At 70.7% G+C, this 25,106-nt stretch carries 23 protein-coding genes and 1 riboswitch; of the genes, 19 read left to right on the top strand and 4 right to left on the bottom strand.

Features of this window, described 5'->3' with window-relative positions:
* Positions 1-4 precede the first annotated feature (4 nt).
* Positions 5-1,384, bottom strand: coding sequence for a cysteine desulfurase/sulfurtransferase TusA family protein (locus ACFYXK_RS01780; RefSeq protein WP_389409347.1), 1,380 nt, complete (start codon positions 1,382-1,384; stop codon positions 5-7).
* 283 nt (positions 1,385-1,667) lie between these two features.
* On the opposite strand from ACFYXK_RS01780, the gene coxB reads away from it, so the two are divergent.
* The 4 genes from coxB (at position 1,668) to ACFYXK_RS01760 (ending at position 6,127) form a co-directional block, all read left to right on the top strand.
* Positions 1,668-2,642 (top strand): cytochrome c oxidase subunit II, encoded by a 975-nt coding sequence (gene coxB, locus ACFYXK_RS01775; protein WP_053785146.1) that lies wholly within the window; start codon positions 1,668-1,670, stop codon positions 2,640-2,642.
* Entirely contained in the window at positions 2,639-4,369 is a 1,731-nt protein-coding gene (gene ctaD, locus ACFYXK_RS01770; protein ID WP_383507983.1) for a cytochrome c oxidase subunit I, read from the top strand. The genes coxB and ctaD overlap by 4 nt, the downstream gene beginning before the upstream one ends.
* Positions 4,366-4,764 (top strand): cytochrome c oxidase subunit 4, encoded by a 399-nt coding sequence (locus ACFYXK_RS01765; protein ID WP_383507986.1) that lies wholly within the window; start codon positions 4,366-4,368, stop codon positions 4,762-4,764. Before ctaD ends, ACFYXK_RS01765 begins: the two co-directional genes overlap by 4 nt.
* A gap of 115 nt (positions 4,765-4,879) precedes the next feature.
* Positions 4,880-6,127 (top strand): Ig-like domain-containing protein, encoded by a 1,248-nt coding sequence (locus tag ACFYXK_RS01760; RefSeq protein WP_389409346.1) that lies wholly within the window; start codon positions 4,880-4,882, stop codon positions 6,125-6,127.
* A 197-nt stretch (positions 6,128-6,324) separates the two neighbouring features.
* On the opposite strand, the gene ACFYXK_RS01755 is transcribed toward ACFYXK_RS01760, so the two are convergent.
* A complete protein-coding gene (locus ACFYXK_RS01755; protein ID WP_053785150.1) occupies positions 6,325-6,729 on the bottom strand; it encodes a response regulator transcription factor in 405 nt (134 codons plus the stop codon).
* Positions 6,730-6,927: 198 nt separating this feature from the next.
* On the opposite strand from ACFYXK_RS01755, the gene ACFYXK_RS01750 reads away from it, so the two are divergent.
* From ACFYXK_RS01750 to ACFYXK_RS01720, 7 genes are all read left to right on the top strand, one after another.
* A complete protein-coding gene (locus ACFYXK_RS01750; RefSeq protein ID WP_383507996.1) occupies positions 6,928-7,548 on the top strand; it encodes a heme-copper oxidase subunit III in 621 nt (206 codons plus the stop codon).
* A 76-nt stretch (positions 7,549-7,624) separates the two neighbouring features.
* Positions 7,625-8,434, top strand: a complete 810-nt coding sequence (locus tag ACFYXK_RS01745) for a c-type cytochrome (protein ID WP_389409345.1) — start codon at positions 7,625-7,627, stop codon at positions 8,432-8,434.
* The gene (locus ACFYXK_RS01740; protein ID WP_383508003.1) at positions 8,431-9,489 is read left to right on the top strand and encodes a Rieske 2Fe-2S domain-containing protein; all 1,059 of its coding nucleotides are present in this window, start codon (positions 8,431-8,433) and stop codon (positions 9,487-9,489) included. Before ACFYXK_RS01745 ends, ACFYXK_RS01740 begins: the two co-directional genes overlap by 4 nt.
* Positions 9,486-11,111, top strand: a complete 1,626-nt coding sequence (locus ACFYXK_RS01735; RefSeq protein WP_389409344.1) for a cytochrome bc complex cytochrome b subunit — start codon at positions 9,486-9,488, stop codon at positions 11,109-11,111. The genes ACFYXK_RS01740 and ACFYXK_RS01735 overlap by 4 nt, the downstream gene beginning before the upstream one ends.
* A gap of 167 nt (positions 11,112-11,278) precedes the next feature.
* The gene (trpD, locus tag ACFYXK_RS01730; protein ID WP_389409343.1) at positions 11,279-12,343 is read left to right on the top strand and encodes an anthranilate phosphoribosyltransferase; all 1,065 of its coding nucleotides are present in this window, start codon (positions 11,279-11,281) and stop codon (positions 12,341-12,343) included.
* Positions 12,344-12,452: 109 nt separating this feature from the next.
* A riboswitch (SAM riboswitch) is annotated at positions 12,453-12,569 on the top strand.
* A 219-nt stretch (positions 12,570-12,788) separates the two neighbouring features.
* Complete coding sequence (locus ACFYXK_RS01725; RefSeq protein WP_389409342.1) at positions 12,789-14,189, top strand: aminotransferase class V-fold PLP-dependent enzyme; 1,401 nt, start codon at positions 12,789-12,791, stop codon at positions 14,187-14,189.
* A 13-nt stretch (positions 14,190-14,202) separates the two neighbouring features.
* Positions 14,203-14,685, top strand: coding sequence for a hypothetical protein (locus ACFYXK_RS01720; protein WP_389409341.1), 483 nt, complete (start codon positions 14,203-14,205; stop codon positions 14,683-14,685).
* A gap of 20 nt (positions 14,686-14,705) precedes the next feature.
* On the opposite strand, the gene ACFYXK_RS01715 is transcribed toward ACFYXK_RS01720, so the two are convergent.
* Both ACFYXK_RS01715 and ACFYXK_RS01710 read right to left on the bottom strand, forming a co-directional pair.
* Positions 14,706-14,987, bottom strand: coding sequence for an Lrp/AsnC ligand binding domain-containing protein (locus tag ACFYXK_RS01715; protein ID WP_030291798.1), 282 nt, complete (start codon positions 14,985-14,987; stop codon positions 14,706-14,708).
* The gene (locus ACFYXK_RS01710) at positions 14,984-15,706 is read right to left on the bottom strand and encodes a rhomboid family intramembrane serine protease (protein ID WP_389409340.1); all 723 of its coding nucleotides are present in this window, start codon (positions 15,704-15,706) and stop codon (positions 14,984-14,986) included. The genes ACFYXK_RS01715 and ACFYXK_RS01710 overlap by 4 nt, the downstream gene beginning before the upstream one ends.
* Before the next feature lie 127 nt (positions 15,707-15,833).
* Between ACFYXK_RS01710 and ACFYXK_RS01705 the strand changes: the two genes are divergently transcribed.
* From ACFYXK_RS01705 to ACFYXK_RS01670, 8 genes are all read left to right on the top strand, one after another.
* Positions 15,834-16,073, top strand: a complete 240-nt coding sequence (locus tag ACFYXK_RS01705) for a hypothetical protein (RefSeq protein WP_030291802.1) — start codon at positions 15,834-15,836, stop codon at positions 16,071-16,073.
* Positions 16,074-16,113: 40 nt separating this feature from the next.
* A complete protein-coding gene (locus tag ACFYXK_RS01700) occupies positions 16,114-17,478 on the top strand; it encodes an NYN domain-containing protein (RefSeq protein ID WP_389409828.1) in 1,365 nt (454 codons plus the stop codon).
* 253 nt (positions 17,479-17,731) lie between these two features.
* On the top strand, positions 17,732-18,760 hold the full coding sequence (locus tag ACFYXK_RS01695) for an NlpC/P60 family protein (protein WP_389409339.1): 1,029 nt from the start codon (positions 17,732-17,734) through the stop codon (positions 18,758-18,760).
* 269 nt (positions 18,761-19,029) lie between these two features.
* A complete protein-coding gene (locus tag ACFYXK_RS01690; protein ID WP_389409338.1) occupies positions 19,030-20,067 on the top strand; it encodes an NlpC/P60 family protein in 1,038 nt (345 codons plus the stop codon).
* A gap of 37 nt (positions 20,068-20,104) precedes the next feature.
* Positions 20,105-21,235 carry a hypothetical protein gene (locus ACFYXK_RS01685; RefSeq protein ID WP_389409337.1) on the top strand — a complete coding sequence of 377 codons (1,131 nt, stop codon included), beginning with the start codon at positions 20,105-20,107 and terminating at the stop codon, positions 21,233-21,235.
* Positions 21,236-21,288: 53 nt separating this feature from the next.
* On the top strand, positions 21,289-22,431 hold the full coding sequence (locus ACFYXK_RS01680) for a glycosyltransferase family 4 protein (RefSeq protein ID WP_389409336.1): 1,143 nt from the start codon (positions 21,289-21,291) through the stop codon (positions 22,429-22,431).
* Positions 22,432-22,607: 176 nt separating this feature from the next.
* Positions 22,608-23,369, top strand: coding sequence for an SDR family NAD(P)-dependent oxidoreductase (locus ACFYXK_RS01675; RefSeq protein ID WP_389409335.1), 762 nt, complete (start codon positions 22,608-22,610; stop codon positions 23,367-23,369).
* A 118-nt stretch (positions 23,370-23,487) separates the two neighbouring features.
* Positions 23,488-25,104, top strand: coding sequence for a GMC oxidoreductase (locus ACFYXK_RS01670; RefSeq protein WP_389409334.1), 1,617 nt, complete (start codon positions 23,488-23,490; stop codon positions 25,102-25,104).
* Positions 25,105-25,106 lie beyond the last annotated feature (2 nt).

Below are 25,106 nucleotides of genomic sequence, written 5' to 3'. Positions count from 1 at the left end.
GGCGTCACACCTGCCGGCGGACCGTGTACGCCACACCCACCGGGCGGGGGGCCTCGCCCAGGTAGGCGTGGCCGCGCATCGTGCACCAGGCCGGGATGTCCAGGCGGGCCACCTCGTCGTCCGACAGGACGGTCACGGTCCCGCCGACCGGGACCGCGGCGATGACCCGGGCGAGCTCGATCACCGGCTGCGGGCAGCGCAGGCCCAGCGCGTCGATCTCCAGTGCGTCCGACACCGGCGCCACGGGCACCGGTTCGGCCACGCCGAGCGTGGCGCGGACCCCCGCCACCACCCCGGGCAGGACGTCCAGGAAGCCGTTGACCTCCTGCGCCGTCGTCCCCGGCGGCAGGGAGACCCGTACGTTCCCCTCCGACAGCACGCCCATCGCCCGGAGCACATGACTCGGGGTCAGCGTGGAGCTGGTGCAGGACGAGCCGGAGGAGACGGAGTAGCCGGCCCGGTCCAACTCGTGCAGCAGCGTCTCGCCGTCGACGTACAGGCAGGAGAACGTGACCAGGTGCGGCAGGCGCCGCTCCGGGTCACCGACCACCTCCACGTCCGGCACCAGCCGCGCCACGCGCCGCCGGATGCGGTCCACCAGGATCCGCAGCCGGGCCGCCTCCGCGTCGGCCTCGGCCCGTACCGCCCGCAGCGAGGCCGCCGCCGCCACGATCGCCGGGAGGTTGGTGAAGCCGGGGGAGCGGCCCGACTCCCTTTCGTCCGCGGGGAATTGGGGCGCGAAGCGGACGCCCTTGCGGACGGCCAGCAGTCCGACTCCCGCCGGGCCGCCCCATTTGTGCGCGCTCGCGGTGAGCACCGACCAGCCGCCCTCGACCGGGCCCCAGCCCAGCGACTGCGCCGCGTCCACCAGCAGCGGCACCCCCGCCGCCGCGCAGACCTCGGCCACTTCCGCCACCGGCTGGACCGTGCCCACCTCGTGGTTGGCCGACTGGAGGCAGGCCAGGGCCGTCGTCGCCTCCAGCGCGGAGGCGTATCCGGCCGGGGACACCGCCCCCGTGCGGTCCACCGGGACCTGCGTCACCGTCCCGCCGGCGGCCTCGTGCGACTCCGCCGCATGGAGGACCGAACTGTGCTCGACCGCTGATACGACCAGATGACCGCCGACGCGCCGGCGCCCGGCGAGGGCCCCCGCGACCCCGGTGTGAACCGCGTGCGTCCCCGAAGGAGTGAACACGAGCTCGTCGGGGCGACAGCCGACCGTCTCCGCCGCCGCCTCGCGCGCCGCGTCCAGCAGCAGCCTCGCGCGCCGGCCCTCCCGGTAGAGCCGGGCGGGGTCCGCCCACCCCTCGTCCAGGGCGGCCTGCAACGCCTGCCGGGCCACGGGGTGCAGCGGAGCGGCGGACGCGGTGTCGAAGTAGGGCATCCGGCCACGCTAACCGGCGGCCGGGAGCGTTCGAGGTCAGGGGCCGTCAGATGCCCTCCGGAGGCCGCCATTCAGGGGGTGTTGGGCCGTCCCCCGTACGGCGGATCCATCCCTTCGGGGGCAGTAGCGGCGCGTTGGGCACCCTCCCCGCGCGACCCCAAATAGCGTCCAGTAGGGTTTGGTCCGCATAAACATCCAAACCCCTGCCTGCGTCAGGGCCGGCGACCGACCCGAATACGGCCGCGGCCGGCCGCGCGGGCCGAGACTCTCGGGAAGGCGCTACGTGAGTCCCTACGGCTCCGACCGCTCGCCGCGGCGCCCGATGCGGCGGAAGCTGCTGCAGGCGCTGACTGCGGGCGCGGTCCTGGCGACCGCCACTGGTTGCTCGTACAACTGGCAAGACTTCCCCCGGCTCGGAATGCCCTATCCGGTCACGGAGGAGGCGCCTCGCATCCTGTCCCTGTGGCAGGGGTCGTGGGCAGCTGCCCTCATCACGGGCATCCTGGTCTGGGGCCTGATCATCTGGAGCGTCATCTTCCACCGGCGCAGCCGGACGAAGGTGGAGGTCCCCCCGCAGACCCGGTACAACATGCCCATCGAGGCGCTGTACACCGTGGTCCCGCTCATCATCGTCTCGGTGCTCTTCTACTTCACCGCGCGTGACGAGTCGAAGCTGCTCGCGCTCACCCCGAAGCCTGCGCACACGATCAACGTGGTCGGCTTCCAGTGGAGCTGGGGCTTCAACTACGTCGAGAACGTCGACGGCGATGCGGCGACCCCGAAGGCGGGCGAGGTCCCCAAGGAGCTCGCCAACATCCCGGACCGCTTCACCAAGGAATTCCCCGCGGGCGCCGAGGGCGTCTACGAGAAGGGCGTTCCCGGCGACCGCAACCTGGAGACCGGCAACCCCGGCCCCACGCTGTGGCTGCCCAAGGGTGAGAAGGTCCGCTTCATCCTGTCGTCGAACGACGTCATCCACTCCTTCTGGGTGGTCCCCTTCCTGTTCAAGCAGGACGTGATCCCGGGCCACACCAACGTCTTTGAGGTCGTCCCCTCCCAGGAGGGCACGTTCATGGGCAAGTGCGCCGAGCTCTGCGGCGTCGACCACTCCCGGATGCTCTTCAACGTCAAGGTCGTCTCGCCCGAGGCCTACCGGGCGCACCTCAAGGAACTGGCCGAGAAGGGGCAGACCGGCTTCCTCCCGGCCGGCATCAAGCAGACTGACCCGGCCCGGAATGCGGAGACGAACAAACTGTGAGCATCCTCAACGAATCTCAGGGTGCCGCCGCCGACTCGTATGAAAACGAGCTGCCGGTGCGGCGCAAGCAGCCGGGCAATGTCGTCGTGAAGTGGATGACCACTACCGACCACAAGACCATCGGCACGATGTACCTGGTCACGTCGTTCGTGTTCTTCATCATCGGCGGCCTGCTGGCGCTCCTCATGCGCGCCGAGCTGGCCCGTCCGGGTACGCAGATCATGTCGAACGAGCAGTTCAACCAGGCGTTCACCATGCATGGCACGATCATGCTGCTGATGTTCGCCACCCCGCTCTTCGCGGGCTTCGCGAACTGGATCATGCCGCTGCAGATCGGCGCGCCCGACGTGGCGTTCCCGCGGCTGAACATGTTCGCGTACTGGCTGTACCTCTTCGGCTCGACCATCGCGGTGGCCGGCTTCGTGACGCCGAACGGCGCCGCCGACTTCGGCTGGTTCGCCTACTCCCCGCTGTCGGACGCGGTCCGCTCGCCGGGCATCGGCGCCGACATGTGGATCATGGGTCTGGCCTTCTCGGGCTTCGGCACGATCCTCGGCTCGGTCAACTTCATCACCACGATCATCTGCATGCGCGCTCCCGGCATGACGATGTTCCGCATGCCGATCTTCACCTGGAACGTGCTGCTGACCGGTGTCCTGGTCCTGCTCGCCTTCCCGGTGCTGGCCGCCGCGCTGTTCGCGCTGGAGGCCGACCGCAAGTTCGGTGCGCACGTATTCGACGCCTCGAACGGCGGGGCATTGCTCTGGCAACACCTCTTCTGGTTCTTCGGACACCCAGAGGTGTACATCATCGCGCTACCGTTCTTCGGAATCGTCTCCGAGATCATCCCGGTCTTCTCCCGCAAGCCGATGTTCGGTTACATCGGTCTGATCGGTGCGACGATCGCGATCGCCGGCCTCTCGGTGACCGTGTGGGCCCACCACATGTACGTCACCGGCGGTGTGCTGCTGCCGTTCTTCTCCTTCATGACCTTCCTGATCGCGGTACCGACCGGTGTGAAGTTCTTCAACTGGATCGGCACCATGTGGAAGGGCTCGCTGTCCTTCGAGACCCCGATGCTCTGGACGATCGGCTTCCTGGTCACCTTCACCTTCGGTGGTCTGACCGGCGTCATCCTGGCCTCGCCCCCGATGGACTTCCACGTCTCCGACTCGTACTTCGTCGTCGCGCACTTCCACTACGTCGTCTTCGGCACCGTGGTGTTCGCGATGTTCGCCGGCTTCCACTTCTGGTGGCCGAAGTTCACGGGCAAGATGCTGGACGAGCGCCTCGGCAAGATCACCTTCTGGACGCTGTTCATCGGCTTCCACGGCACGTTCCTGGTGCAGCACTGGCTGGGTGCCGAGGGCATGCCGCGCCGTTACGCGGACTACCTCGCGGCCGACGGCTTCACCACCCTGAACACGATCTCGACGATCAGCTCGTTCCTGCTGGGCATGTCGATGCTGCCGTTCATGTACAACGTCTGGAAGACGGCGAAGTACGGCAAGAAGATCGAGGTCGACGACCCGTGGGGCTACGGCCGTTCGCTCGAGTGGGCGACGTCCTGCCCGCCGCCGCGGCACAACTTCCTCACCCTGCCGCGGATCCGTTCCGAATCCCCGGCGTTCGACCTGCACCACCCTGAGATCGCGGCCCTCGACCACCTCGAGGACCACAGCGTCGCCGCCAAGGCCGTCACCGGTGGCAAGGAGGCCGGCAAGTGAAGATCCAGGGCAAGATGTTCCTCTGGCTCTCCCTCTTCATCCTGATCATGGCCGTCGTGTACGGCGTGTGGTCGAAGGAGCCCGTCGGAACCACCGCGCTCTTCCTGGCCTTCGGCCTGAGCGTCATGATCGGCTACTACCTGGCCTTCACGGCCAAGCGCGTGGACGAGATGGCCCAGGACAACCTGGAGGCCGACGTCGCCGACGAGGCGGGCGAGCTGGGGTTCTTCTCCCCGCACAGCTGGCAGCCGCTCTCGCTGGGCATCGGCGGTGCGCTCGCGTTCATGGGCGTCATCTTCGGCTGGTGGCTCATGTACTTCTCGGCCCCGATCATCATGATCGGCCTGTGGGGCTGGGTGTACGAGTACTACCGCGGTGAGAACCAGAACCAGTAGTACCGCAAGCAGAACGAAGACCAGGGGCCCGGACACCTCCAACGGAGGAGTCCGGGCCCCTCGTTTGCAGTCACCCCGCGCGCAGTAATGGTCATACCTTCATAGCGTTGGCTCCATGAAGCACTCACCGCGTCTTTGGACGGTACTCAGCTGCTCCGTGCTGGTCGCGTCCCTGGGGGCCGGCGCCACCGCCTGCGGGCCCGGAGACAACCCGCTGTCAGCCCGCCCGTACGACGCGGGCGACCAGGTCGTCTTCAACCAGCCCCCGGGCGGTCGGCCCCTCGACCCCGAGAAGCCCCTGGAGATCACCGCCAAGGGGACCGGTGGCAACCGGATCACCGACGTGTCCGCCGTGGACGCCCAGGGCCGCCGGCTCGCGGGCGAGCTGAGCGCCAAGGGCGATCGCTGGCACAGCACCGCCCCGATGGCCGCCGGCGCCCATTACACGGTCCTGGTGAACACCGAGGACGAGCGCGGGGCTCCGGGGCAGCGCAGGCTGACGTTCAAGACCACTCCGGCCAAGCAGGTCCTGAAGGTCGAATTCGGGCCGGACGAGGGCAAGTACGGCGTCGGGCAGCCCATCACGGCCGTCCTGAACGAGCCCATCACGGACAAGGCCGCCCGCGCGATCGTGGAGCGGGGCCTGGTCGTCGACACCCCGCCGGGCGTCGAGGGCGCCTGGCACTGGGTGGACGACAAGAACCTGCACTTCCGCCCGAAGGATTACTGGCCCGCCCACTCCACCGTCTCCGTACGGAGCAATCTGGAGGGCATCAAGATCTCCGACGAGTTCCACGGGGCCGCCAGCAAGCCGCTGAAGCTGGAGATCGGGGACCGGGTCGAGGTCACCACCGACGCGTCCTCGCACTACCTCACGTTCGAGCGCAACGGAGAAGTGATCAACACCATTCCGGTGACCACCGGAAAGCCCGGCTTCTCCACCCGCAACGGGGTCAAGGTGGTGCTCGGCAAGCAGTACTTCGTCCAGATGCGCGGCGACACCGTCGGCATCGGCGGCAGCGAGTACTACAACCTGCCCGTCTACTACGCGACCCGCGTCACCTGGAGTGGTGAATACGTGCACGCCGCGCCGTGGTCCGTGGGCTCGCAGGGCTACGAGAACGTCAGCCACGGCTGCACCGGCATGAGCACGGGCAACGCCGCCTGGTTCTACGAGAACATCACCGAGGGCGACATCGTCCGGGTGATCAACAGTATCGGCGACGAGATGGAGCCGTTCGGCAACGGCTTCGGCGACTGGAACCTGGACTGGAAGGAGTGGCGCGACGGCAGCGCCCTCCTCAAGGGCACCCAGGAAGGCCGCAGCCCGATCGACAAGGCCCGCCTGCGGCCGACTGTCTGAATGGGGTCGGCTTCGCCTCCGGGGCCGCTGGTGTCGGCTCCAGGCGGGCGTGCGTCCTCGAAAACCGCTCGTGCCCCACGGTTTTCTCCGGGCGCTCGCCCGCCTTCGCCGGCGCGGCCCCTTCGGCTCGGCCGACCCGTACAGCCTTCCGCCGGGCACGAGCGGTGGTGTCCCCCGGCGGGAGCCGAGGGGTGCGGTCAGGCCGAGTTGGCGGCGAGGCGGGGGCGCAGCAGGCCCGCCAGGGCGTCCGCGAACTCCACCGGGTCGACCGGCAGGGTCACCGCCGCGTCCGCGCGGCTCCAGGTGGCCAGCCAGGCGTCCTGCGGACGCCCCATCAGCAGCAGTACCGGCGGGCACCGGAAGATCTCGTCCTTGATCTGCCGGCACACGCCCATGCCCCCGGCCGGAACCGCCTCGCCGTCCAGCACGCACGCGTCGATCCCGCCCGCGTCCAGCTCGCTCAGGACGGCCGGGAGGGTGGCGCATTCCACGAACTCGACCGGCGGCAGGTCCGCGGCCGGCCTGCGCCCGGCCGCCAGCCGCACCTGCTCCCGGGTGCTCGCATCGTCGCTGTAGACCAGAACCCGTGCAGTCGACCGCATTTCGTTCCTCCACGGTGCCGTGAATAACGTTGATGTTGCGCGGGATGCTACTCCGTCCGACCCGCTGTCAACATCGGTTCGAACAGCCTCGCCGATGAACGCTCCGGGCCGATCTGATGGGCCGTTCGGGCCTTGCACACGCCCCGGACACTCCGAACGGCACCCCCCGGGGTGAGGGCGGGATAAGCGACCGACATAATGTCGGTCGTGGCGACAGCAACGACAGTAGATACCGGGCACGCGCACCCGACGGTCAACCGGCCGAACCTCGTCAGCGTCGGAACCATCATCTGGTTGAGTTCCGAGCTGATGTTCTTCGCGGCCCTCTTCGCGATGTACTTCACCCTGCGATCCGTGACAGGCGCCGAGTACTGGACAGAGCAGGCTTCGGCCTTGAATCTGCCCTTCTCGGCGACGAACACGACGATCCTGGTGCTCTCCTCCCTCACCTGCCAGCTCGGCGTATTCGCCGCGGAGCGCGGTGACGTGAAGAAGCTCCGGTCGTGGTTCATGATCACGTTCGTCATGGGTGCGATCTTCATTGGCGGCCAGGTGTTCGAGTACACCGAGCTGGTCAAGCACGAGGGCATGAGCCTCTCGTCCGGTCCGTACGGCTCCGTGTTCTACCTGACCACCGGGTTCCACGGTCTGCACGTGACGGGCGGTCTCATCGCCTTCCTGCTGGTCCTCGGCCGGACGTACGCGGCCAAGAGGTTCACCCACGAACAGGCCACGTCGGCCATCGTCGTGTCCTACTACTGGCACTTCGTCGATGTCGTCTGGATCGGCCTCTTCGCGACGATCTACCTGATCAAGTAGCGAACACGTCACCGGGCCAGACCCGGCACTCCATCCAGAAACACCGACGCAGAAGATCCTGACACCGGGGTAATCCGTGAAAAAGCTCTCCGCACGACGACGCCATCCGCTGGCGGCGGTCGTCGTTCTACTCCTCGCGCTGGCGGCCACTGGGGGGCTGTACGCCGCCTTCGCCCCCGCGGGCAAGGCGCAGGCCGATGAAACCGCCCAGTCCCTCGCCATCGAGGAGGGCAAGAAGCTCTACGCCGTGGGCTGCGCAAGCTGCCACGGAACCGGCGGTCAGGGTTCCACTGACGGCCCCAGCCTGGTCGGCGTCGGCTCCGCGGCCGTCGACTTCCAGGTGAGCACGGGCCGCATGCCCGCCCAGCAGCCCGGCGCGCAGGTGCCGAAGAAGCCGGTCATCTACGACCAGGCCCAGATCGACCAGCTCGCCGCCTACATCGCCTCCCTCGGCGCCGGCCCGATCGTGCCGACCGAGAAGCAGTACGACCCGGCGGGCGCCGACATCGCCAGGGGTGGTGAGCTCTTCCGCAACAACTGCGCGCAGTGCCACAACTTCACCGGCGAAGGCGGCGCGCTGACGAACGGCAAGTACGCCCCCAACCTCGAGGGCGTCGAGCCGAAGCACATCTACGAGGCCATGCTCACCGGCCCGCAGAACATGCCCTCCTTCCCGGACAGCACGATGCCGACGAAGGAGAAGAAGGACATCATCGCGTACATCCAGCACGTGAACGGCGAGCAGTCGGTCAGCCCTGGCGGCCTGAAGCTCGGTGGCCTCGGCCCCGTTTCCGAGGGTCTGTTCGGCTGGATCTTCGGTCTGGGTGCGCTGATCGCTGTCGCCGTCTGGGTCGCGGCCCACACCGCTAAGGCCAAGAAGTCATGAGTAGCCAAGACATTCCCGAAGAGAAGCACCTGCCGAGTGAGCAGGGCGACGCGCACCACGGTGGCGTAGCAGTCGCGGACGACCCGTTCGCCGACCCGGGCCTTCCGGTCCACAAGCCCCGTATCCAGGACATCGACGAGCGGGCCGCGAGGCGCTCCGAGCGCACCGTGGCGATGCTGTTCACGCTGTCGATGCTGGCCACGATCGGCTTCATCGCCTCGTACGTGACCATCCCGGTCGACAAGATCGTGTACATCTTCCCCGTCGGGAAGGTGAGCGCGCTCAACTTCGCCCTGGGTCTGACCCTGGGCACCGCCCTCTTCTGCATCGGCGCGGGCGCGGTCCACTGGGCCCGCACCCTGATGTCCGACGTGGAGGTCGCCGACGAGCGCCACGAGATCGCGGCGCCGCCGGAGGTCAAGGCGAAGGTCCTGTCGGACTTCGCCGACGGTGCGAACGAGTCGGGCATCGCCCGCCGCCCGCTGATCCGCAACACGATGCTGGGCGCGCTGGCCATGCTGCCGCTGTCCGCGCTCATGATCATGCGCGACCTGGGCCCGCTGCCCGAGGAGAAGCTGCGCAAGACCGTGTGGGCCAAGGGCAAGCTGCTCATCAACCAGAACACGATGGAGCCGCTGCGTCCCGAGGACGTCCAGGTCGGTTCGCTGACCTTCGTCGTGCCCGAGGGCCTGGAGGAGGAGCAGCACGACTTCCAGACGCAGATCGCCAAGGCTGCCGTGATGATCGTCCGGATCAAGCCGGAGGACATCAAGGACAAGCAGGAACTGGAGTGGTCCCACGAGGGCATCGTGGCCTACTCGAAGATCTGCACCCACGTCGGCTGCCCGATCAGCCTGTACGAGCAGCAGACGCACCACGTGCTCTGCCCGTGCCACCAGTCCACTTTCGACCTCTCCGACGGCGCCCGTGTCATCTTCGGCCCGGCCGGCCACGCGCTTCCGCAGCTGCGGATCGGCGTGAACGGCGAAGGCTTCCTCGAGGCGCTCGGCGACTTCGAAGAGCCCGTCGGTCCTGCATTCTGGGAGCGCGGATGAGCACTGCCACCGATTCGAAGCGCAAAGCGCCGGCCGGCGAGCGGGTAGCCGACTGGGCGGACGGCCGCCTGGGCATCTACAGCCTGGCCAAGTCCAACATGCGCAAGATCTTCCCGGACCACTGGTCCTTCATGCTGGGCGAGATCTGCCTCTACAGCTTCATCATCATCATCCTCACGGGTGTGTACCTGACGCTGTTCTTCCACCCGAGCATGAACGAGGTCGTGTACCACGGCTCGTACGTGCCGATGCAGGGCGTCACGATGTCCGAGGCCTTCGCCTCGACGCTGGACATCAGCTTCGACGTCCGCGGTGGTCTGCTCATCCGGCAGATCCACCACTGGGCGGCCCTGATCTTCGTCGCGGGCATGGTCGTGCACATGATGCGCGTCTTCTTCACCGGCGCGTTCCGCAAGCCGCGCGAGGTCAACTGGATCTTCGGCTTCCTGCTGCTGGTCCTCGGCATGTTCACCGGTTTCACCGGTTACTCCCTGCCGGACGACCTGCTCTCGGGCACCGGTGTCCGCTTCATGGAGGGCGCGATCCTGTCCGTGCCGATCGTCGGCACGTACATCTCGTTCTTCCTCTTCGGCGGCGAGTTCCCCGGCGGCGACTTCGTCGCCCGGTTCTACTCGATCCACATCCTGCTGCTGCCCGGCATCATGATGGGCCTGCTGGTGGCCCACCTGATCCTGGTCTTCTACCACAAGCACACCCAGTTCGCGGGTCCCGGCAAGACGAACAACAACGTCGTCGGCATGCCGCTGCTGCCGGTCTACATGGCCAAGGCCGGAGGCTTCTTCTTCCTGGTCTTCGGTGTCATCGCGGCCATCGCGGCGATCGCCTCGATCAACCCGATCTGGGCGCTCGGCCCGTACCGTCCGGACCACGTGTCCACCGGTGCGCAGCCCGACTGGTACATGGGTATGCCGGAAGGCCTGATCCGTGCCATGCCGGGCTGGGAGATCAACCTGTGGGGCCACACGCTCGTCCTGGGCGTGTTCATCCCGCTGGTGATCTTCCCGGTGGTGCTGGGCGCGATCGCCGTCTGGCCGTTCATCGAGTCCTGGGTCACCGGGGACAAGCGCGAGCACCACATCCTGGACCGCCCGCGCAACGTCCCGACCCGTACGGCCTTCGGCGTCGCCTGGATCGCGGAGTACATCGTGCTGCTGATCGGCGGTGGAAACGACATGTTCGCGCAGTACTTCCACCTCTCGATCAACAACATCACGTGGTTCGTCCGGATCGGCTTCTTCGTCGTCCCGGTCCTCGCGTTCATCGTCACCAAGCGCATCTGCCTCGGCCTGCAGCGCCGGGACCACGACAAGGTGCTGCACGGTCGCGAGACCGGCATCATCAAGCGCCTGCCGCACGGTGAGTTCGTCGAGGTCCACGAGCCGCTCTCGCAGGGCAAGCTGCACACGCTCACCGCGCACGAGCAGTACAAGCCGATCGAGATCGGCCCGACGGTCGACGAGAACGGTGTCGAGCGCAAGGTCGGCCGCATGGAGAAGCTCCGCGCGAAGCTGAGCAAGGGCTTCTACGCCGAGAACAACCAGATTCCGAAGCCCACGGTGGAGGAGTACAAGGAGATCCAGAGCGGCCACGGCCACCACTGATCCCGCTTGAGGGACTGATTTCGGTCAGTCCTGGTGTCGCCACGGCGAGAGCCCCGTCCAGTGTCCGGACGGGGCTCTTTGCCGTCCCCGGGGCTGGATAGGCTGGAGCCCTGCCCATTCGACCTGGACCCCGACACCGGGTGGCCGACCAACAGCAGGAGCGGACCATGAACGTTGTGACCCCGGCAGGCGGCGACAGCGTGGCGGCTCGTGGCTGGCCGGGCGTCCTCGACGCCCTGCTGACCGGCCAGGACCTGCGCGCCGAGGAAACCGCCTGGGCCATGGACCGGATCATGCGCGGGGAGGCCACCGACGCCCAGATCGCCGGCTTCGTGGTGGCGCTGCGGGCCAAGGGGGAGACCGTCGCGGAGATCAACGGCCTCGTACGGTCCATGTACGGGCACGCCAACCTGATCGAGGTGCCGGGCCGGACGGTGGACATCGTCGGCACCGGCGGCGACGGGGCCAAGACGGTGAACATCTCGACGATGTCCTCGATCGTGGTGGCCGGTACGGGCGCCAAGGTGGTCAAGCACGGCAACCGGGCCGCGTCGAGCGCGAGCGGTTCCTCGGACGTGCTGGAGAAGCTGGGGGTCAACCTGGACCTCAGTCCGGCGCGGGTCGTCGAGGTCGCGGAGGAGGCCGGGATCACCTTCTGCTTCGCGGTCAAGTTCCACCCCGCGCTGCGGCACGTGGCCGCGGCCCGCAGGGAGCTGGGCATCCGGACCACCTTCAACTTCCTGGGCCCGCTGACCAATCCGGCGCGGGTACGGGCGCAGGCCACGGGCGTCGCGGATGCGCGGGTGGCGCCCATCGTGGCGGGCGTGCTGGCGGAGCGCGGCTCCTCGGCGCTGGTGTTCCGCGGCGACGACGGCCTGGACGAGCTGACGACCACCGCCACCTCCCGGGTGTGGTGGGTCCGCGACGGCCGGGTGGACGAGCAGTCCTTCGACCCGCGCGACGTGGGCATCGGGCTGGTCGACGTCTCCGCGCTGTCGGGCGGGGACCCCTCGTACAACGCGGACGTCGCCCGCCGCCTGCTGGCCGGCGAGACCGGCCCGGTCCGCGACGCGGTGCTGCTGAACTCGGCGGCGGCCCTGGTGGCCCTGGACCCCGGCACGGGCTCCCTGGAGGAGCAGATCCGCGCCGGCATCGCCCGGGCGGCACAAGCCGTCGACTCGGGCGCCGCCCGCGCGGCCCTGGACCGCTGGGTGGCGGCCAGCAACGCGTAGCGGCCGGCAACGCGCAGCGGTGAACAGAACGGCGTGAAAGAGATGGCCCCGGTCCAGCATGCGGACCGGGGTCTTGCGCGTGAGGGATCTTGTGGCAGGATGCTGACCAGGTCACGAGTGACAGCGTTTAGGCCCCGGCTTGCTGTCCGGCAACCCTCCTTCCGTGGCGGGGTGCCCCGGGTGATGACCAGGTCGTAGGCAGAAAGGCCTACGGCAAGCGCGGATCCCTCGACACCAGGGGTCCTGGTCTCTCGAGGAGCTCTTTCCGTGAGCAAGCGAATGCGATAGGGCGGCTCCGCCCCTTCTTCACCCTCCGCACGGCCCCCAGCCGTCCGTGCGTCGAGGCAACTCCCGTACCCCTGTGCCGCATGCGCGTCCGCGCATCCGCGTACCCGCGTACGGGCCGTCCGAAGCCATTCAGCCTGTCCTGCCGGGAGATACCGCCATGTCCACGTACCCGAACGCCGTCGCCACCGCCGCCGTGCCCGCCCCCGCAGCCCCCCTCGACCCCGCCTGTGCCGAGCCGCTGCCGGTCCTCGGCCGGGACGTCACCGTCCCGCTCGTCACCGGCGGCGAGGTCACCTATGCCGCCCTCGACTACGCGGCCAGCGCACCCGCCCTGCAGCGGGTCTGGGACGACGTCGCCGCGTACGCCCCCTACTACGGCAGCGTGCACCGCGGCGCCGGCTACCTCTCCCAGCTCTCCACCGACCTCTTCGAGCAGAGCCGCGCCACGGTCGCCGGGTTCCTCGACTGCCGCCCCGGCGACCAGGTCGTCTTCACCCGGTCCACCACCGACTCCCTGAACCTGCTCGCCGCCGTACTCCCCGCCGACTGCCAGGTGTTCGTCTTCGAGACCGAGCACCACGCCTCGCTGCTGCCCTGGACGGACGCGCAGGTCACGTACCTCAACGCCCCGCGCACCCCGGACGAGGCCGTCGCCACCCTGGAGCGGGCCCTCGCCGACCGGGAGCTCGGGGAAGGCCCGGCCCTGGTCTGCGTCACCGGGGCGTCCAACGTCACCGGTGAGCTGTGGCCGGTGAAGGAGCTCGCCGCGGCCGCGCACGCCCACGGCGCGCGGATCGTCCTGGACGCCGCCCAGTTGGCCCCGCACCACCCCGTCTCCGTGCAGGAGCTGGACGTGGACTGGGTGGCCTTCTCCGGGCACAAGCTGTACGCGCCGTTCGGCTCGGGCGTGCTGGCCGGCCGCGCGGACTGGCTGCAGCAGGCGGAGCCGTACCTGGCCGGCGGCGGCGCCTCCCGGAAGGTCGCCCGCCGCGCGGACGGCGGCGTCGACGTCGAGTGGCACACCACGGCCGCCCGCCACGAGGCCGGCTCCCCGAACGTCATCGGCGTGTACGCGATCGCCTCCGCCTGCAAGGCCCTGACCGAGGAGGGCTTCGACGGCCTCGTCGCCCGGGAGCGCCATCTGATCGCCAAGGTCCGGGGCGGCCTGGCGGAGGTCCCGGCCGTCCGGATCCTCTCCCTCTTCGGGGACGACGCCCCGCGGGTCGGCGTCATCTCCTTCGTCGTGGACGGCTGGAACAGTTCGCACTTCGCGGCCGCGCTGTCGGCGGAGTACGGGATCGGCGTCCGAGACGGCCTGTTCTGCGCGCACCCGCTGGTCCGCACGCTGCTGGGCAGCGAGCCGCAGACCCAGGGCGAGTGCGGAGCCCCCGAGGCGGCCCCGGGCGAGCGCTCGCTGAACGCGATCCGCGTCAGCTTCGGTGCGGGTACCCCCGACGAGCACGTGGACCGCTTCGTGCGGGCCGTCCGGGAACTGGTGGCGAACGGCGCCAAGTGGCAGTACCGCACGGAGGAAGGCCGCTGCGTCCCGGCCGTGTGAGACGGTACGGATCATGACCTACTGGGACCCGGTACCGACCGCCCGCGCGATGGCGGGCGAGCCGCATCCGCCGTGGCGGGGCGACCGGGTGGGCCGCGACTGGTCCGGGCCGGCGCCCGACGGGTGGGAGCAGCGGGACTGGCGCAGCGTGCCCGGACCCTTCTGCGCGGCCGACTCCGACACCTGCCTCACCGGGCGGCAGTGCGCGCCCGACCACGTCATGTACGAGGACGAGTACGGCAGTGAGTTCGTGTACCGCCGGCCCCGGACGCCCGCGGAGGTCCACGCCCTGGTCTGCGCCGCCGAATGCGAACCCTTCAGCGCGTACGGCGGCGACGGCGACGCCCGCTGGACCCCGGAGCTGGTCCGGGACTGGTGGCGGGACCGGGCCCGGGTACGGGAGTGGGCCGTGGGGGCGGGACCGGGTCCCCGGGCGACCGCCCGGAGCGACTGGATGAACGACGCCGCGGCCGGGGAGAGCCTGCCCGGGCTCTGAGGGGTGGGAGCGCGCAGGTGCTACGCGTCGAGGCCGATGGCGAACGCCGCTTCCAGGTCGTGCTGGGAGTACGTGCGGAACGCCACGTGGGTGTCCGTCGCCTCCACGCCAGGGATCTTGCTGATGCGGCCCGGGATGATGTCCGCCAGGTTCTCGTGGCGGGCCACGCGGACCAGCGCGATCAGGTCGTACGTTCCCGTGACGGAGTAGACCTCGCTGACGTTGTCCAGCGCGGCGATCGACTCGGCGATCTCGGGGATGCGGTCCACGCTGGTCTTGATGAGCACGATCGCGGTGATCACGGCTGGCTGTCTCCCTCGGTGGCCGTCGCTGGTCTCCTCACTCTAGTCGTACGCCGATACCGCACCCACGCGTAGACGAAGCCGAGCGAGAAGCCCACCACATGGGCCAGGTACGCCACCCCCGGGCCGCTGCCCGCGCGGTGCGCCGCCAGCCACTGGAGGCCGAACCAGAACAGCAGGACGATCCAGGCCGGGAAGCGCAGGGGGAGGAACAGGAGGAAGGGGAACAGGCTGGTGACCCGCGCGCGGGGGAACAGGCACAGGAAGGCCCCGAGCACCGCCGAGATCGCACCCGACGCACCGACCAGGGTCTGGGCCGAGGAGGCGTTGGCCGCCGCGTACGCCGCCAGGGCCAGGTAACCCGTACAGACGTAGAACGACAGGAATTCGGGTCGGCCCATCCGCTCCTGCGTCATCACGCCGAAGACGTAGAGGAAGAGCATGTTGCCGAGCAGGTGCAGCCAGCTGCCGTGCACGAACAACGCGGTGAGCGGGGTCAGCAGCGCCCGCGCCGACCCGGTGAAGAGCTCGTCCGGGACCACCCCCCAGCGCCGGAAGTACGCGGTCCCCGTCTCCAGTAACCGCTCGCCCGTGCCGTACGAGGGGTTCAGCCCCGAGGCCGGACCGAGCAGGAACACCACGCAGCAGCCTGCGATCAGCGCGTGGACGACCACCGGGCCCCGCACGGCCTCCCGAAGGGCCTGCCACCTTACGATCATGCGATCGAGCATGACCCAAGCGGACCCACCCGGAGCACCGGCAGGCCGTAGGGTTACGTGCTGCGGTCCGCCGATTGACGCAGACGGCGGCTTTAATTGAAACAGCTACGAAGGAGAGAGCGGCCTGATGACGGTTCCCCTGCCGACCGACACCACCCGGTGGCGCTGCACGCTGTGCGGCAACCTCACGCGTTTCGACGTCACCCGTTCGTCGAAGGTCGTGGAGTACGTCCACCTGGATCTCGCCGGGGAGCCCAAGGTCGAGGAGCGCGAGGTGGTCAATGAGACCATCGAGTCGGTCCGCTGCCGGTGGTGCAACGCGGTGGACCAGATCGAGCTCGTGGACAGGCCGGGCACGGACTCCTGAGGGAGCCGGGCCCACAGGTAGATCACGGTAGGGGTGACGGATTGTGGAGCCAGCAAGCGGCGCTGAGCCGGCCGATGCGGCCGGCGACGCCGCGGAGGTGCTCGACCGCCCGCTGCCGGAAGGCGTGCGGCGCCGGGTCGTCGCGCTCGTCTCGGACGCCTTCGGCGGACTGACGGTCGCGGACCTCCCGGCGCAGCTGCGCCAGTACGCCCGGTTCACCCCGACCCGGCGCGCCAAGTTCGCGGGCAACGCCATGGCCGCGGCCGTGGAGGCGGACGCCGTCTTCCGGGGCCGCGTCGCCGAGAAGCTGCGCGAGGCGCAGGCCGAACTGGCCGGTGCGCTGGAGTCCGGTGCGCCCCCCGCCGCCGCGGACCCGCTGGACGTGGCGGCCGCCGCGTACGTGCTGCGGCCGGTCGGCTGGGTCAAGCTGGTGGCCGCCGCGGGCGAGGAGGCGCAGCGCGCCGACGCCGAGCGGGTGGGGGAGGAGACCCGGCGTGAACTGGACCGGCTCCGCGAGGAACTGGCCCACGCACGGGACCTGCAGCGCCTCGGCGGCGAGCAGGTGCGGGCCGAGCTCGACGCGGCGCGCAAGGAAGCGGAATCGCTTCACCGCAAGCTGCGCAGCGCCCAGAGCGATGTGAAGCGCGGCGAGGCGGCCCTGCGCAAGGTCACCGCCGAGATCGACGGCATCCGGGGCGAGGCGGCCGCACACGTGGCCGCCGCCGAGAGCGAGACCCGGCGGCTCAAGTCCCGCCTCGCAGAGGTCGAGGCGGCGCTGGAGACCTCCCGCCGGGCCACCCGCGAGGGCCGCAGCGTCGAGGACATGCGGTTGCGGCTGCTGCTGGACACCGTGCTGGACGCGGCCCAGGGGCTGCGCCGCGAGCTGGCGCTGCCTCCGGTGTCGACGAGGCCGGCCGACACCGTGGACGCGGTGGAGCCGGGCCGGATGACCCCGAAGGACATCGCGGCGAGGGCCCTGTCGGAGACCGACCCGGCGCTGCTGGACCAGTTGCTGGCGCTGCCCCAGGCCCATCTGGTGGTCGACGGCTACAACGTGACCAAGACCGGCTATCCGACGATGCCGCTGGAGAAGCAGCGGCTGCGGCTGCTGGGCGGGCTGTCGATGCTGGCCGCGCAGACCGGCGCGGAGATGACCTGTGTCTTCGACGGCGCGGAACTGGCCGCCCCGGTGCTGCTCGCACCGCCGCGCGGGGTGCGCGTGCTGTTCTCCAAGCCCGGCGTGACGGCGGACGAGCTGATCCGCCAGCTGGTGCGCGCGGAGCCCCCCGGCCGGCCCGTGGTCGTGGTCTCCACGGACCGCGAGGTGGCCGACGGCGTGGCGAAGGCCGGCGCCCGGCCGGTGACGTCCGCTTTGTTGCTGAAGCGGCTTTCGCGCGTTTCGTAACTCGTCGACGGAATGCCCGATTTGGCATGGCCAACAGGGAACGTACCGTCAAGTGCCCTGCACAGAGCGTGGGCTGTAGGTAAAGAACCTGGTCGGCAAGCGATTTTTTTCTCGACAGGATTTGAACTGATCACAGCCGGGTCACTAGGGTCTGCTCAAACCTTCGTGCGGTAGGTCACTCATTCGGAGTGACGGCGAAGGTGTCGCCGAGTTGCGTTCCTTCGGCGGCTCTAGGAAGAAGGAGCTCGCCTTCGTGGCGTCCCACCGTCGACCCAAGCAGCCGACCCGCACTCGTGTGACCGTGCTCACCGCCACGGCCGCCGCGGCCGTCGCCCTCTCCGCACACGGCGCCTCCGCCGCTCCGGCCCAGCCGAGCAAGGACGAGGTCAAGGCCAAGGTCGACGCCCTCTACGAAGAGGCGGAGCAGGCCACCGAGAAGTTCAACGGGGCCAAGGAGCACCAGGAGAAGCTCGAGAAGGAGATAGGGCAGCTCCAGGACCAGGTCGCCCGCGGCCAGGACGAGCTCAACCAGCTGCGCACCACGCTGGGTTCGATGGCCAGCGCCCAGTACCGCACCGGCGGCATGGACCAGTCCGTGGCCCTCTTCCTCTCCGGTGACCCCGAGACCTACCTCGACAAGGCCTCCACCCTCGAGCAGTTGAGCGGCAAGCAGGTCGAAGCGGTCCAGAAGATCCAGGCCAAGCAGCGCTCGCTCGCGCAGCAGCGCCAGGAGGCCTCCGGCAAGCTCGCGGACCTCGACGCCACCCGCAAGGAGCTCGGCGAGAAGAAGAAGGCCTCGCAGGACAAGCTCGCCGAGGCCCAGGCCCTCCTCAACACCCTGACGGCGCAGGAGCGCGCCTCCCTCAAGGACGAGGACACCCGCGCCAGCCGCGGCGCCAGCGACCGCGCCGACCTCGGCAACGTCAAGGCCTCGGGCCGCGCCGGCGCCGCCCTGGCGGCCGCCAAGACCAAGCTGGGCAGCGCGTACGTCTCCGGCGCCACCGGCCCGAGCGCGTACGACTGCTCGGGGCTGACCCAGTGGGCCTACAAGCAGGCCGGCGTCAGCATCACGCGCACCACCTACACCCAGGCCAACGACGGCACGCGCATCGGCCAGAGCCAGCTGCAGCCCGGCGACCTGGTGTTCTTCTACTCGGACCTGCACCACGTCGCCCTGTACGCGGGCAACGGGATGGTCCTGCACGCCTCGAACCCGCGCGGCGGCGTCAAGTACGAGGCCATCGGCAACATGCCGTTCCAGTTCGGTGTCCGCGTCGGCTGACGCTCCCGGACCTCCTCCCGGATCCCCTACGGGGGACTCCCGCACAGGACGCGCCGCACACCGCCCATCCGGGCGAATTCCGCGGCCCCGCTGTGACCACACGCCCCGCCGGTGACCTGCGTCTGAGGCGGGGCGTCACTGTGTGTGCCCTTCGGCGGTCGTTGGCCGGTGTGTGGCCGCGCGGCTACTGTCTGCCAGCGCGGAACCCGGCACACGGCCGTCCACGGGGGGCGGACCCGGTCCCGCGCAGCGGAAGGGAGCGGTTCCTCGTGGCGTCCCATCGCCGGCCCGGGCTCGGCAGTCTCGACCGGAGCACCAAGGTCACCGTCCTCACCGCCGCCGCGGCCGTGGCAGCCATGGCGGGCGGGGCGGCCGTCGCGGCCCCGGCCCGGCCGCAGGAGCCCCCGGCCGGCGCCCGCGCCCAGGTCGACCGGCTCTTCGAGGAGGCCGAACAGGCCACCGAGCGCTACAACCGGGCGGGCGAGCGGGCCGACCGGCTGCGCACCGAGATCGACCGGGCCCAGGACGCACTGGCCCGCGGCCAGGACCGCATCAACACCATGCGCGGCGTCCTCGGCACGTTCGCCGGAGCCCAGTACCGCTCCGGCGGCATCGACCCCGCCGTCGAGCTGATGCTCTCCGAGGACCCGGACGAGTACCTCGACAAGGCCTCCCAACTGGGCCGGCTGACCGACCGGCAGGCCCGCCGGCTCGACGAACTGCGCAAGGAGCAGCGCCGGCTGGGCCAGCAGCGCCACGAGGCCTCGCAGAAGCTCGCCGAACTCGACGCCGTACGCGCCGACGTGGCCCGCCAGAAGCGCGCCGTCACCGCCAAGCTCGCCGCGGCCCGCCGGCTCCTGGGCGCCATGCCCGCGCAGGAGCGGGCCGACTTCGAGCGGGCCTCGCGCTCGGGCGGGCGCCCCGAAGGCCTGCCCGAACCCAACGCGCTCGGCCCCTCCTCGGGGCGCGCCGCGACCGCCGTGATGGCGGCCCGGGCCGCGGTCGGCCGCCCGTACATCTGGGGCTCCACCGGGCCCTCGGGGTTCGACTGCTCCGGGCTGATGGTGTGGTCGTACCGGCAGGCGGGCGTCTCCCTGCCGCGCACCTCGCAGGCGCAGCGGTACGCGGGCCGCCAGGTCCCGCTCTCGCAGGCACAGCCCGGAGACCTCGTCACGTACCGCTCGGACGCCAGCCACGTCGGCATGTACGTCGGGAACGGGCAGGTGGTGCACGCCCCGTACCCGGGGGCCCGGGTGCGCTACGACCCGGTCGGGATGATGCCGGTGTCCTCGGTGACACGCCCTTGACCCGGCCCCCGGTGCGGCCCGTGCGTACGATCGTCGGATGTCCCCGGTCCGTCGGCTCCTCGTACGCGTCCTGCCGCTCCTGCTGAGCGTGCTGCTCGCGGGCTGCGGGGCGCCCGCGGCGCGCGACGCCGCCGAGCGGGACGTCCGGGAGGCCGTCGCCGCCTGGTCGCGGACGCCGCCCGCGCAGCTCGCCGGGATCCCGCTGGAGGGATGGGCGTACGAGGTCTCGGCGGTCCGGCGGGACGGCGCCGGGGCCACGGCCCGGGCGGAACTGCACTACCGGCTCACCGGCTACGACAAGGCCCCGGCCGGGTCCGCGCGCGAGGTGCGGCTGAGCCGGGACGGCGGACGGTGGCGGGTCACCGGGGACCGTCCCGCACCGGGCGCCCCGCCGCAGCTGTGGGACCAGGGCCCGGTGGAGGTGGTCCGGGGCGCGCACGCGCTGGTGCTCGGCGCCGGCCAGTCCCCGCAGACCCTGTCCGCGATCGCGGCGGAGGCGGACCGGGCGGTGCCCGCGGCGGGCGCCGCCTGGCCGGGTCCGTGGGCGGGCCGGGTGGTGGTGCTGGTGCCCGGCTCCCTGGAGCGGATGGCGGAGCTGCTGGGCCGGCCGGCCGCCGAGTACCGGGGCATGGGGGCCGTCACGACGGGCCGCGTGGGCGCCGCCGCGGCCCCTGCCGACCGGGTCGTCGTCAACCCGGAGGGCTGGGCGGAGCTCAGCGCGGCGGGCCGCGGCGTCGTCCTGACCCACGAGGTCACCCACGTGGCCACCCGCGCCGCGACCTCCGCCCGGACCCCGCTGTGGCTGTCGGAGGGCTTCGCGGACTGGGCGGCGTACCGCGGCGGCGCCACCACCCCGCAGCAGGCCGCGCCCGCACTGGCCCGCGCGGTCCGCCGCGGCGAGCTGCCGGCCGAGCTCCCCGCCGACCGGGCCTTCGCCTTCGGCGGCGACCCGGAGGCACTGGCCCGCGCGTACGAAGGCGCATGGCTGGCCTGCCGGCTGATCGCGGCCAGGTGGGGCGAGGCCACGCTGGTGCGCCTCTACGAGCTGGCAGGCCGCACACCCCTGGCGACGGCCCTGGAGGAAACCATCGGCGGCGATGTGCCCGGCCTGACGCTGGCCTGGCAGGCGAGCCTCCGCGAGGAGCTGGGCGCGCCCCGGGGAGGGTAGGGGTGTCCGGCGGATCAGGGCCGCGCGGGGGCGTCCGGTACTGTCGGCTGGCGATGTACAAGACGCTGATCGTGACCAATGACTTCCCGCCGCGGCCCGGCGGTATCCAGGCCTTCCTGCACAACATGGCGCTGCGGCTGGATCCCGACCGGATCGTCGTCTACGCCTCCACCTGGAAGCACGGGCCCGAGGGCCGCGAGGCCACTGCGGCCTTCGACGCCGAGCAGCCGTTCCAGGTCGTGCGCGACCGTACGACGATGCTGCTGCCGACCCCGCGGGTGACCCGGCGGGCGGTCGGGCTGCTGCGCGAACACGGCTGCGAGTCGGTGTGGTTCGGGGCGGCGGCCCCGCTCGGGCTGATGGGACCGGCGCTGCGCCGCGCCGGGGCGAAGCGGATCGTGGCGACCACCCACGGGCACGAGGCGGGCTGGGCGCAGCTGCCGGCGGCGCGGCAGCTGCTGCGCCGCATCGGCGAGGGCACGGACACGCTGACGTACCTGGGCGAGTACACGCGCTCGCGGATCGCCCCGGCGCTGACGGACCGGGCGGCGGCACGGATGGTGCAACTCCCGCCGGGGGTGGACGAGAAGACCTTCCACCCCGGGTCGGGCGGCGACGAGATCCGGGCCCGGCTGGGGCTGGCGGACCGGCCCGTGGTGGTGTGCGTCTCGCGGCTGGTGCCCCGCAAGGGGCAGGACACGCTGATCGAGGCGATGCCGCGGATCCTGGCCGCGGTGCCGGACGCCGTGCTGCTGGTGGTCGGCGGGGGCCCGTACGAGGCGGACCTGCGGGCGCTGGCCGTCTCCACCGGGGTCGCGGACTCGGTGGTCTTCACGGGCGCGGTCCCGTGGGCCGAGCTGCCCGCCCACTACGGCGCCGGGGACGTCTTCGCGATGCCGTGCCGGACCCGGCGGGGCGGACTGGACGTGGAGGGCCTCGGCATCGTCTACCTCGAGGCCTCGGCGACGGGCCTGCCGGTGGTCGCGGGCGACTCGGGCGGGGCGCCGGACGCGGTGCTGGAGGGCGAGACGGGCTGGGTGGTCCGGGGCGGCGTCCCCGAGGACGCGGCGGACCGTGTGATCGCCCTGCTGCAGGACCCCGAGCTGCGCCGCCGCATGGGCGAGCGGGGCCGGGCCTGGGTCGAGGAGAAGTGGCGCTGGGACCTCCTGGCCGACCGCCTGCGCGAGCTGCTCTGACCGTCCCGGCGGCCCTGCCGGCCACCACCGGCGCGCGGTCCCGTCGGCCGCCCCCGGCGCGCGATTAGGCCGACCAGGGCGGGTCGGGGCCCCGGCCGTGCATGTCCCGCCGGACACGGAAGGCATGTCTGCGGACGTGCACGACCGTGGCGCGCCGGCGAGGAGTGGTGAGGACGATGGACGACGTGCTGCGCGGCACCGTGGCCCTGGTGACCGGCGCTTCGAGCGGGATCGGCCGGGCGGCCGCCCTGGCGCTCGCCGGGCGGGGAGCCACCGTCGCGCTCACCGCACGGCGCGGGGACCGGCTCACGGAACTGGCCGCCCAGATCGAGGCCGGCGGCGGCGCGGCGCTCGTCCTGCCCGCCGACATCGCCGACGAGGCCGAGGCCGCGCGCGTGGTGGAGCGTACGGTCAAGGAGCTCGGACGGCTGGACACCCTCGTGAACAACGCGGGCCTGATGATCCTCGGCTACGCCACCGAGTCGGCCACCGCCGACTGGAAGCGGATGGTGGACGTCAACCTGACCGGCCTGATGCACACCACCCACGCGGCCGTGCCGCACCTCGTGAACGCCGCGGCGGACGGCCCCCGGCAGGTCTGCGACATCGTCAACGTGTCCTCCGTGGCGGGCCGCCAGTCCGGGGCCATGGCCGCGGGGTACTGCGCCACGAAGTTCGGCGTCTTCGCGTTCAGCGAGGCACTGCGCCAGGAGCTGGCGCGGCAGCACGTACGGGTCTCCCTCGTCGAGCCCGGCGCCGTGGACACCGAGTTGCGCGGGCACAACTCCCCGAAGGTGCAGGAGGTGCTGACGCGGATGTTCGGGGGCATCGAGCGGCTGGAGGCGCAGGACATCGCGGACGCGATCGTGTACATCGTCACGCGGCCGCGGCGGGTCGCGGTGGCGGAGATGCTCGTCCGGCCGACCGAGCAGGTCTGAGGCCGGTTCCGGCCCGGCCCGGAGCGGTGCGGTGATCCTCCGCCACATCTGACTGTTCCTCAGAAGTCTGTCAACACCGCCTCTGGGTGGACGGCCGGATTCCGCCCATGATGCGGCCATGACATCTCAGCTGACGCGCCGTCATTTCCTGGGCATCGGCGCCCTCCAGACCGCCGCCGCCCTCGGCTTCACCCGTATAGGCCTGCAATCGGCCGCGGCCGCCGAGCCCGCCGCCGCGCAGTACGCCCCCGCCATCGTCGTGGGATCCGGCTACGGTTCGGCCGTAGCCGCCCTCCGGCTCGGGCAGGCCGGCGTACGGACCGTCGTCCTCGAGATGGGCCGGCTCTGGAACACCCCCGGCCCGGACGGCAAGGTCTTCCCCTCCACCTCCGCCCCCGACCAGCGGTCCATGTGGTTCCGCACCCGCACCGAGGCCCCGCTTGCCCAGTTCCTGTGGCTCGACGTCGTCAACCGCGACATCAGCCCCTACCCCGGAGTCCTCGACCGCGTGAACCACGGCGACATGTCCGTGTACGTCGGCCGCGGCGTCGGCGGCGGATCCCTCGTCAACGGCGGCATGGCCCCGACGCCCCGGCGCTCGTACTTCTCCGAGGTGCTGCCCCAGGTCGACGCCGACGAGATGTACGGCACGTACTACCCCCGGGCCCGCGCCATGCTCGGCGTCAACGACATCGACCCCGGCTGGTTCGAGTCCACGGAGTGGTACCGGTTCGCCCGGATCTCCCGCAAGCACGCCCAGAACACCGGCCTGCGGACCACGTTCGTGCCCAACGTGTACGACTTCTCGTACATGCAGCGCGAGGCCGCCGGCACCGCCACCCGCTCCGCCCTCGCGGGCGAAGTGATCTACGGCAACAACTTCGGCAAGAAGAGCGTCGACAAGACCTATCTCGCTGCCGCGATCGGCACCGGCAACGTCACCATCGAGACCATGCAGCGCGTCGTCGGCGTCCGCCAGGACCCGGCCGGGGGCTACGTACTCACCGTCCACACCAGCGATCTGACGGGAAGGGTCACCCAGGTCAGGGAACTCGGCTGCGCACAGCTCTTCCTCGGCGCCGGCAGCCTCGGCACCACCGAGATCCTGCTGCGCGCCCGCGAGAGGGGCACCCTGCCCGCGCTCAGCGAGAAGGTCGGGCTCGGCTGGGGCCACAACGGCAACATCATGACCGCGCGCGCCAACCACCTGTGGGACACCGTCGGCTGCAACCAGGCCACCATGCCCGCCCTGGGGATCGACGACTGGGACAACGCCGCCAACCCGGTGTTCGCGGAGATCGCCCCGCTGCCCATGGGCTTCGAGCACTGGATCTCGATGTACCTGGCCATCACCAAGAACCCGGAGCGCGGGCACTTCACGTACGACGCGGCCACGGACTCGGCGCGGCTCAACTGGCGCCGCGACCAGAACACCCCGTCGGTCCAGGCGGCCAAGAACCTCTTCGACCGCATCAACCGGGCCAATTTCACGATCTACCGCTACGACCTGTTCGGCGACAACAGGAACTTCGCCGACAACTTCACGTACCACCCGCTCGGCGGCTGCGTCCTCGGCGACGCGACCGACAACCACGGCCGCGCCAAGGGCTACCGGGGGCTGTACGTCGTCGACAGCTCCCTGATCCCGGGCTCGCTCGGGGTGAACCCGTTCGTCACCGTCACCGCGCTCGCCGAGCGGAACATGGCGCGGATCCTGGCAGAGGACCCGCGCTGACC

It is taken from the genome of Streptomyces sp. NPDC002209 (assembly GCF_042890265.1).
In the GTDB taxonomy this organism is placed as follows: Bacteria; Actinomycetota; Actinomycetes; order Streptomycetales; family Streptomycetaceae; genus Streptomyces.
This window is presented reverse-complemented; position numbering and strand designations above follow the sequence as displayed.

Bases quoted from the DNA above. Each gene is read 5' to 3' on its own strand.
- ACFYXK_RS01680 (WP_389409336.1), top strand. From the start codon at position 21,289: ATGTACAAGACGCTGATCGTGACCAATGACTTCCCGCCGCGGCCCGGC.
- ACFYXK_RS01725 (WP_389409342.1), top strand. From the start codon at position 12,789: ATGTCCACGTACCCGAACGCCGTCGCCACCGCCGCCGTGCCCGCCCCC.
- ACFYXK_RS01720 (WP_389409341.1), top strand. From the start codon at position 14,203: ATGACCTACTGGGACCCGGTACCGACCGCCCGCGCGATGGCGGGCGAG.
- ACFYXK_RS01750 (WP_383507996.1), top strand. From the start codon at position 6,928: ATGTCGGTCGTGGCGACAGCAACGACAGTAGATACCGGGCACGCGCAC.
- ACFYXK_RS01780 (WP_389409347.1), bottom strand. From the start codon at position 1,384: ATGCCCTACTTCGACACCGCGTCCGCCGCTCCGCTGCACCCCGTGGCC.
- ACFYXK_RS01760 (WP_389409346.1), top strand. From the start codon at position 4,880: ATGAAGCACTCACCGCGTCTTTGGACGGTACTCAGCTGCTCCGTGCTG.
- ACFYXK_RS01670 (WP_389409334.1), top strand. From the start codon at position 23,488: ATGACATCTCAGCTGACGCGCCGTCATTTCCTGGGCATCGGCGCCCTC.
- ACFYXK_RS01735 (WP_389409344.1), top strand. From the start codon at position 9,486: ATGAGCACTGCCACCGATTCGAAGCGCAAAGCGCCGGCCGGCGAGCGG.
- ACFYXK_RS01685 (WP_389409337.1), top strand. From the start codon at position 20,105: ATGTCCCCGGTCCGTCGGCTCCTCGTACGCGTCCTGCCGCTCCTGCTG.
- ACFYXK_RS01755 (WP_053785150.1), bottom strand. From the start codon at position 6,729: ATGCGGTCGACTGCACGGGTTCTGGTCTACAGCGACGATGCGAGCACC.
- ACFYXK_RS01705 (WP_030291802.1), top strand. From the start codon at position 15,834: ATGACGGTTCCCCTGCCGACCGACACCACCCGGTGGCGCTGCACGCTG.
- ACFYXK_RS01710 (WP_389409340.1), bottom strand. From the start codon at position 15,706: ATGATCGTAAGGTGGCAGGCCCTTCGGGAGGCCGTGCGGGGCCCGGTG.
- trpD (WP_389409343.1), top strand. From the start codon at position 11,279: ATGAACGTTGTGACCCCGGCAGGCGGCGACAGCGTGGCGGCTCGTGGC.
- ACFYXK_RS01675 (WP_389409335.1), top strand. From the start codon at position 22,608: ATGGACGACGTGCTGCGCGGCACCGTGGCCCTGGTGACCGGCGCTTCG.
- ACFYXK_RS01740 (WP_383508003.1), top strand. From the start codon at position 8,431: ATGAGTAGCCAAGACATTCCCGAAGAGAAGCACCTGCCGAGTGAGCAG.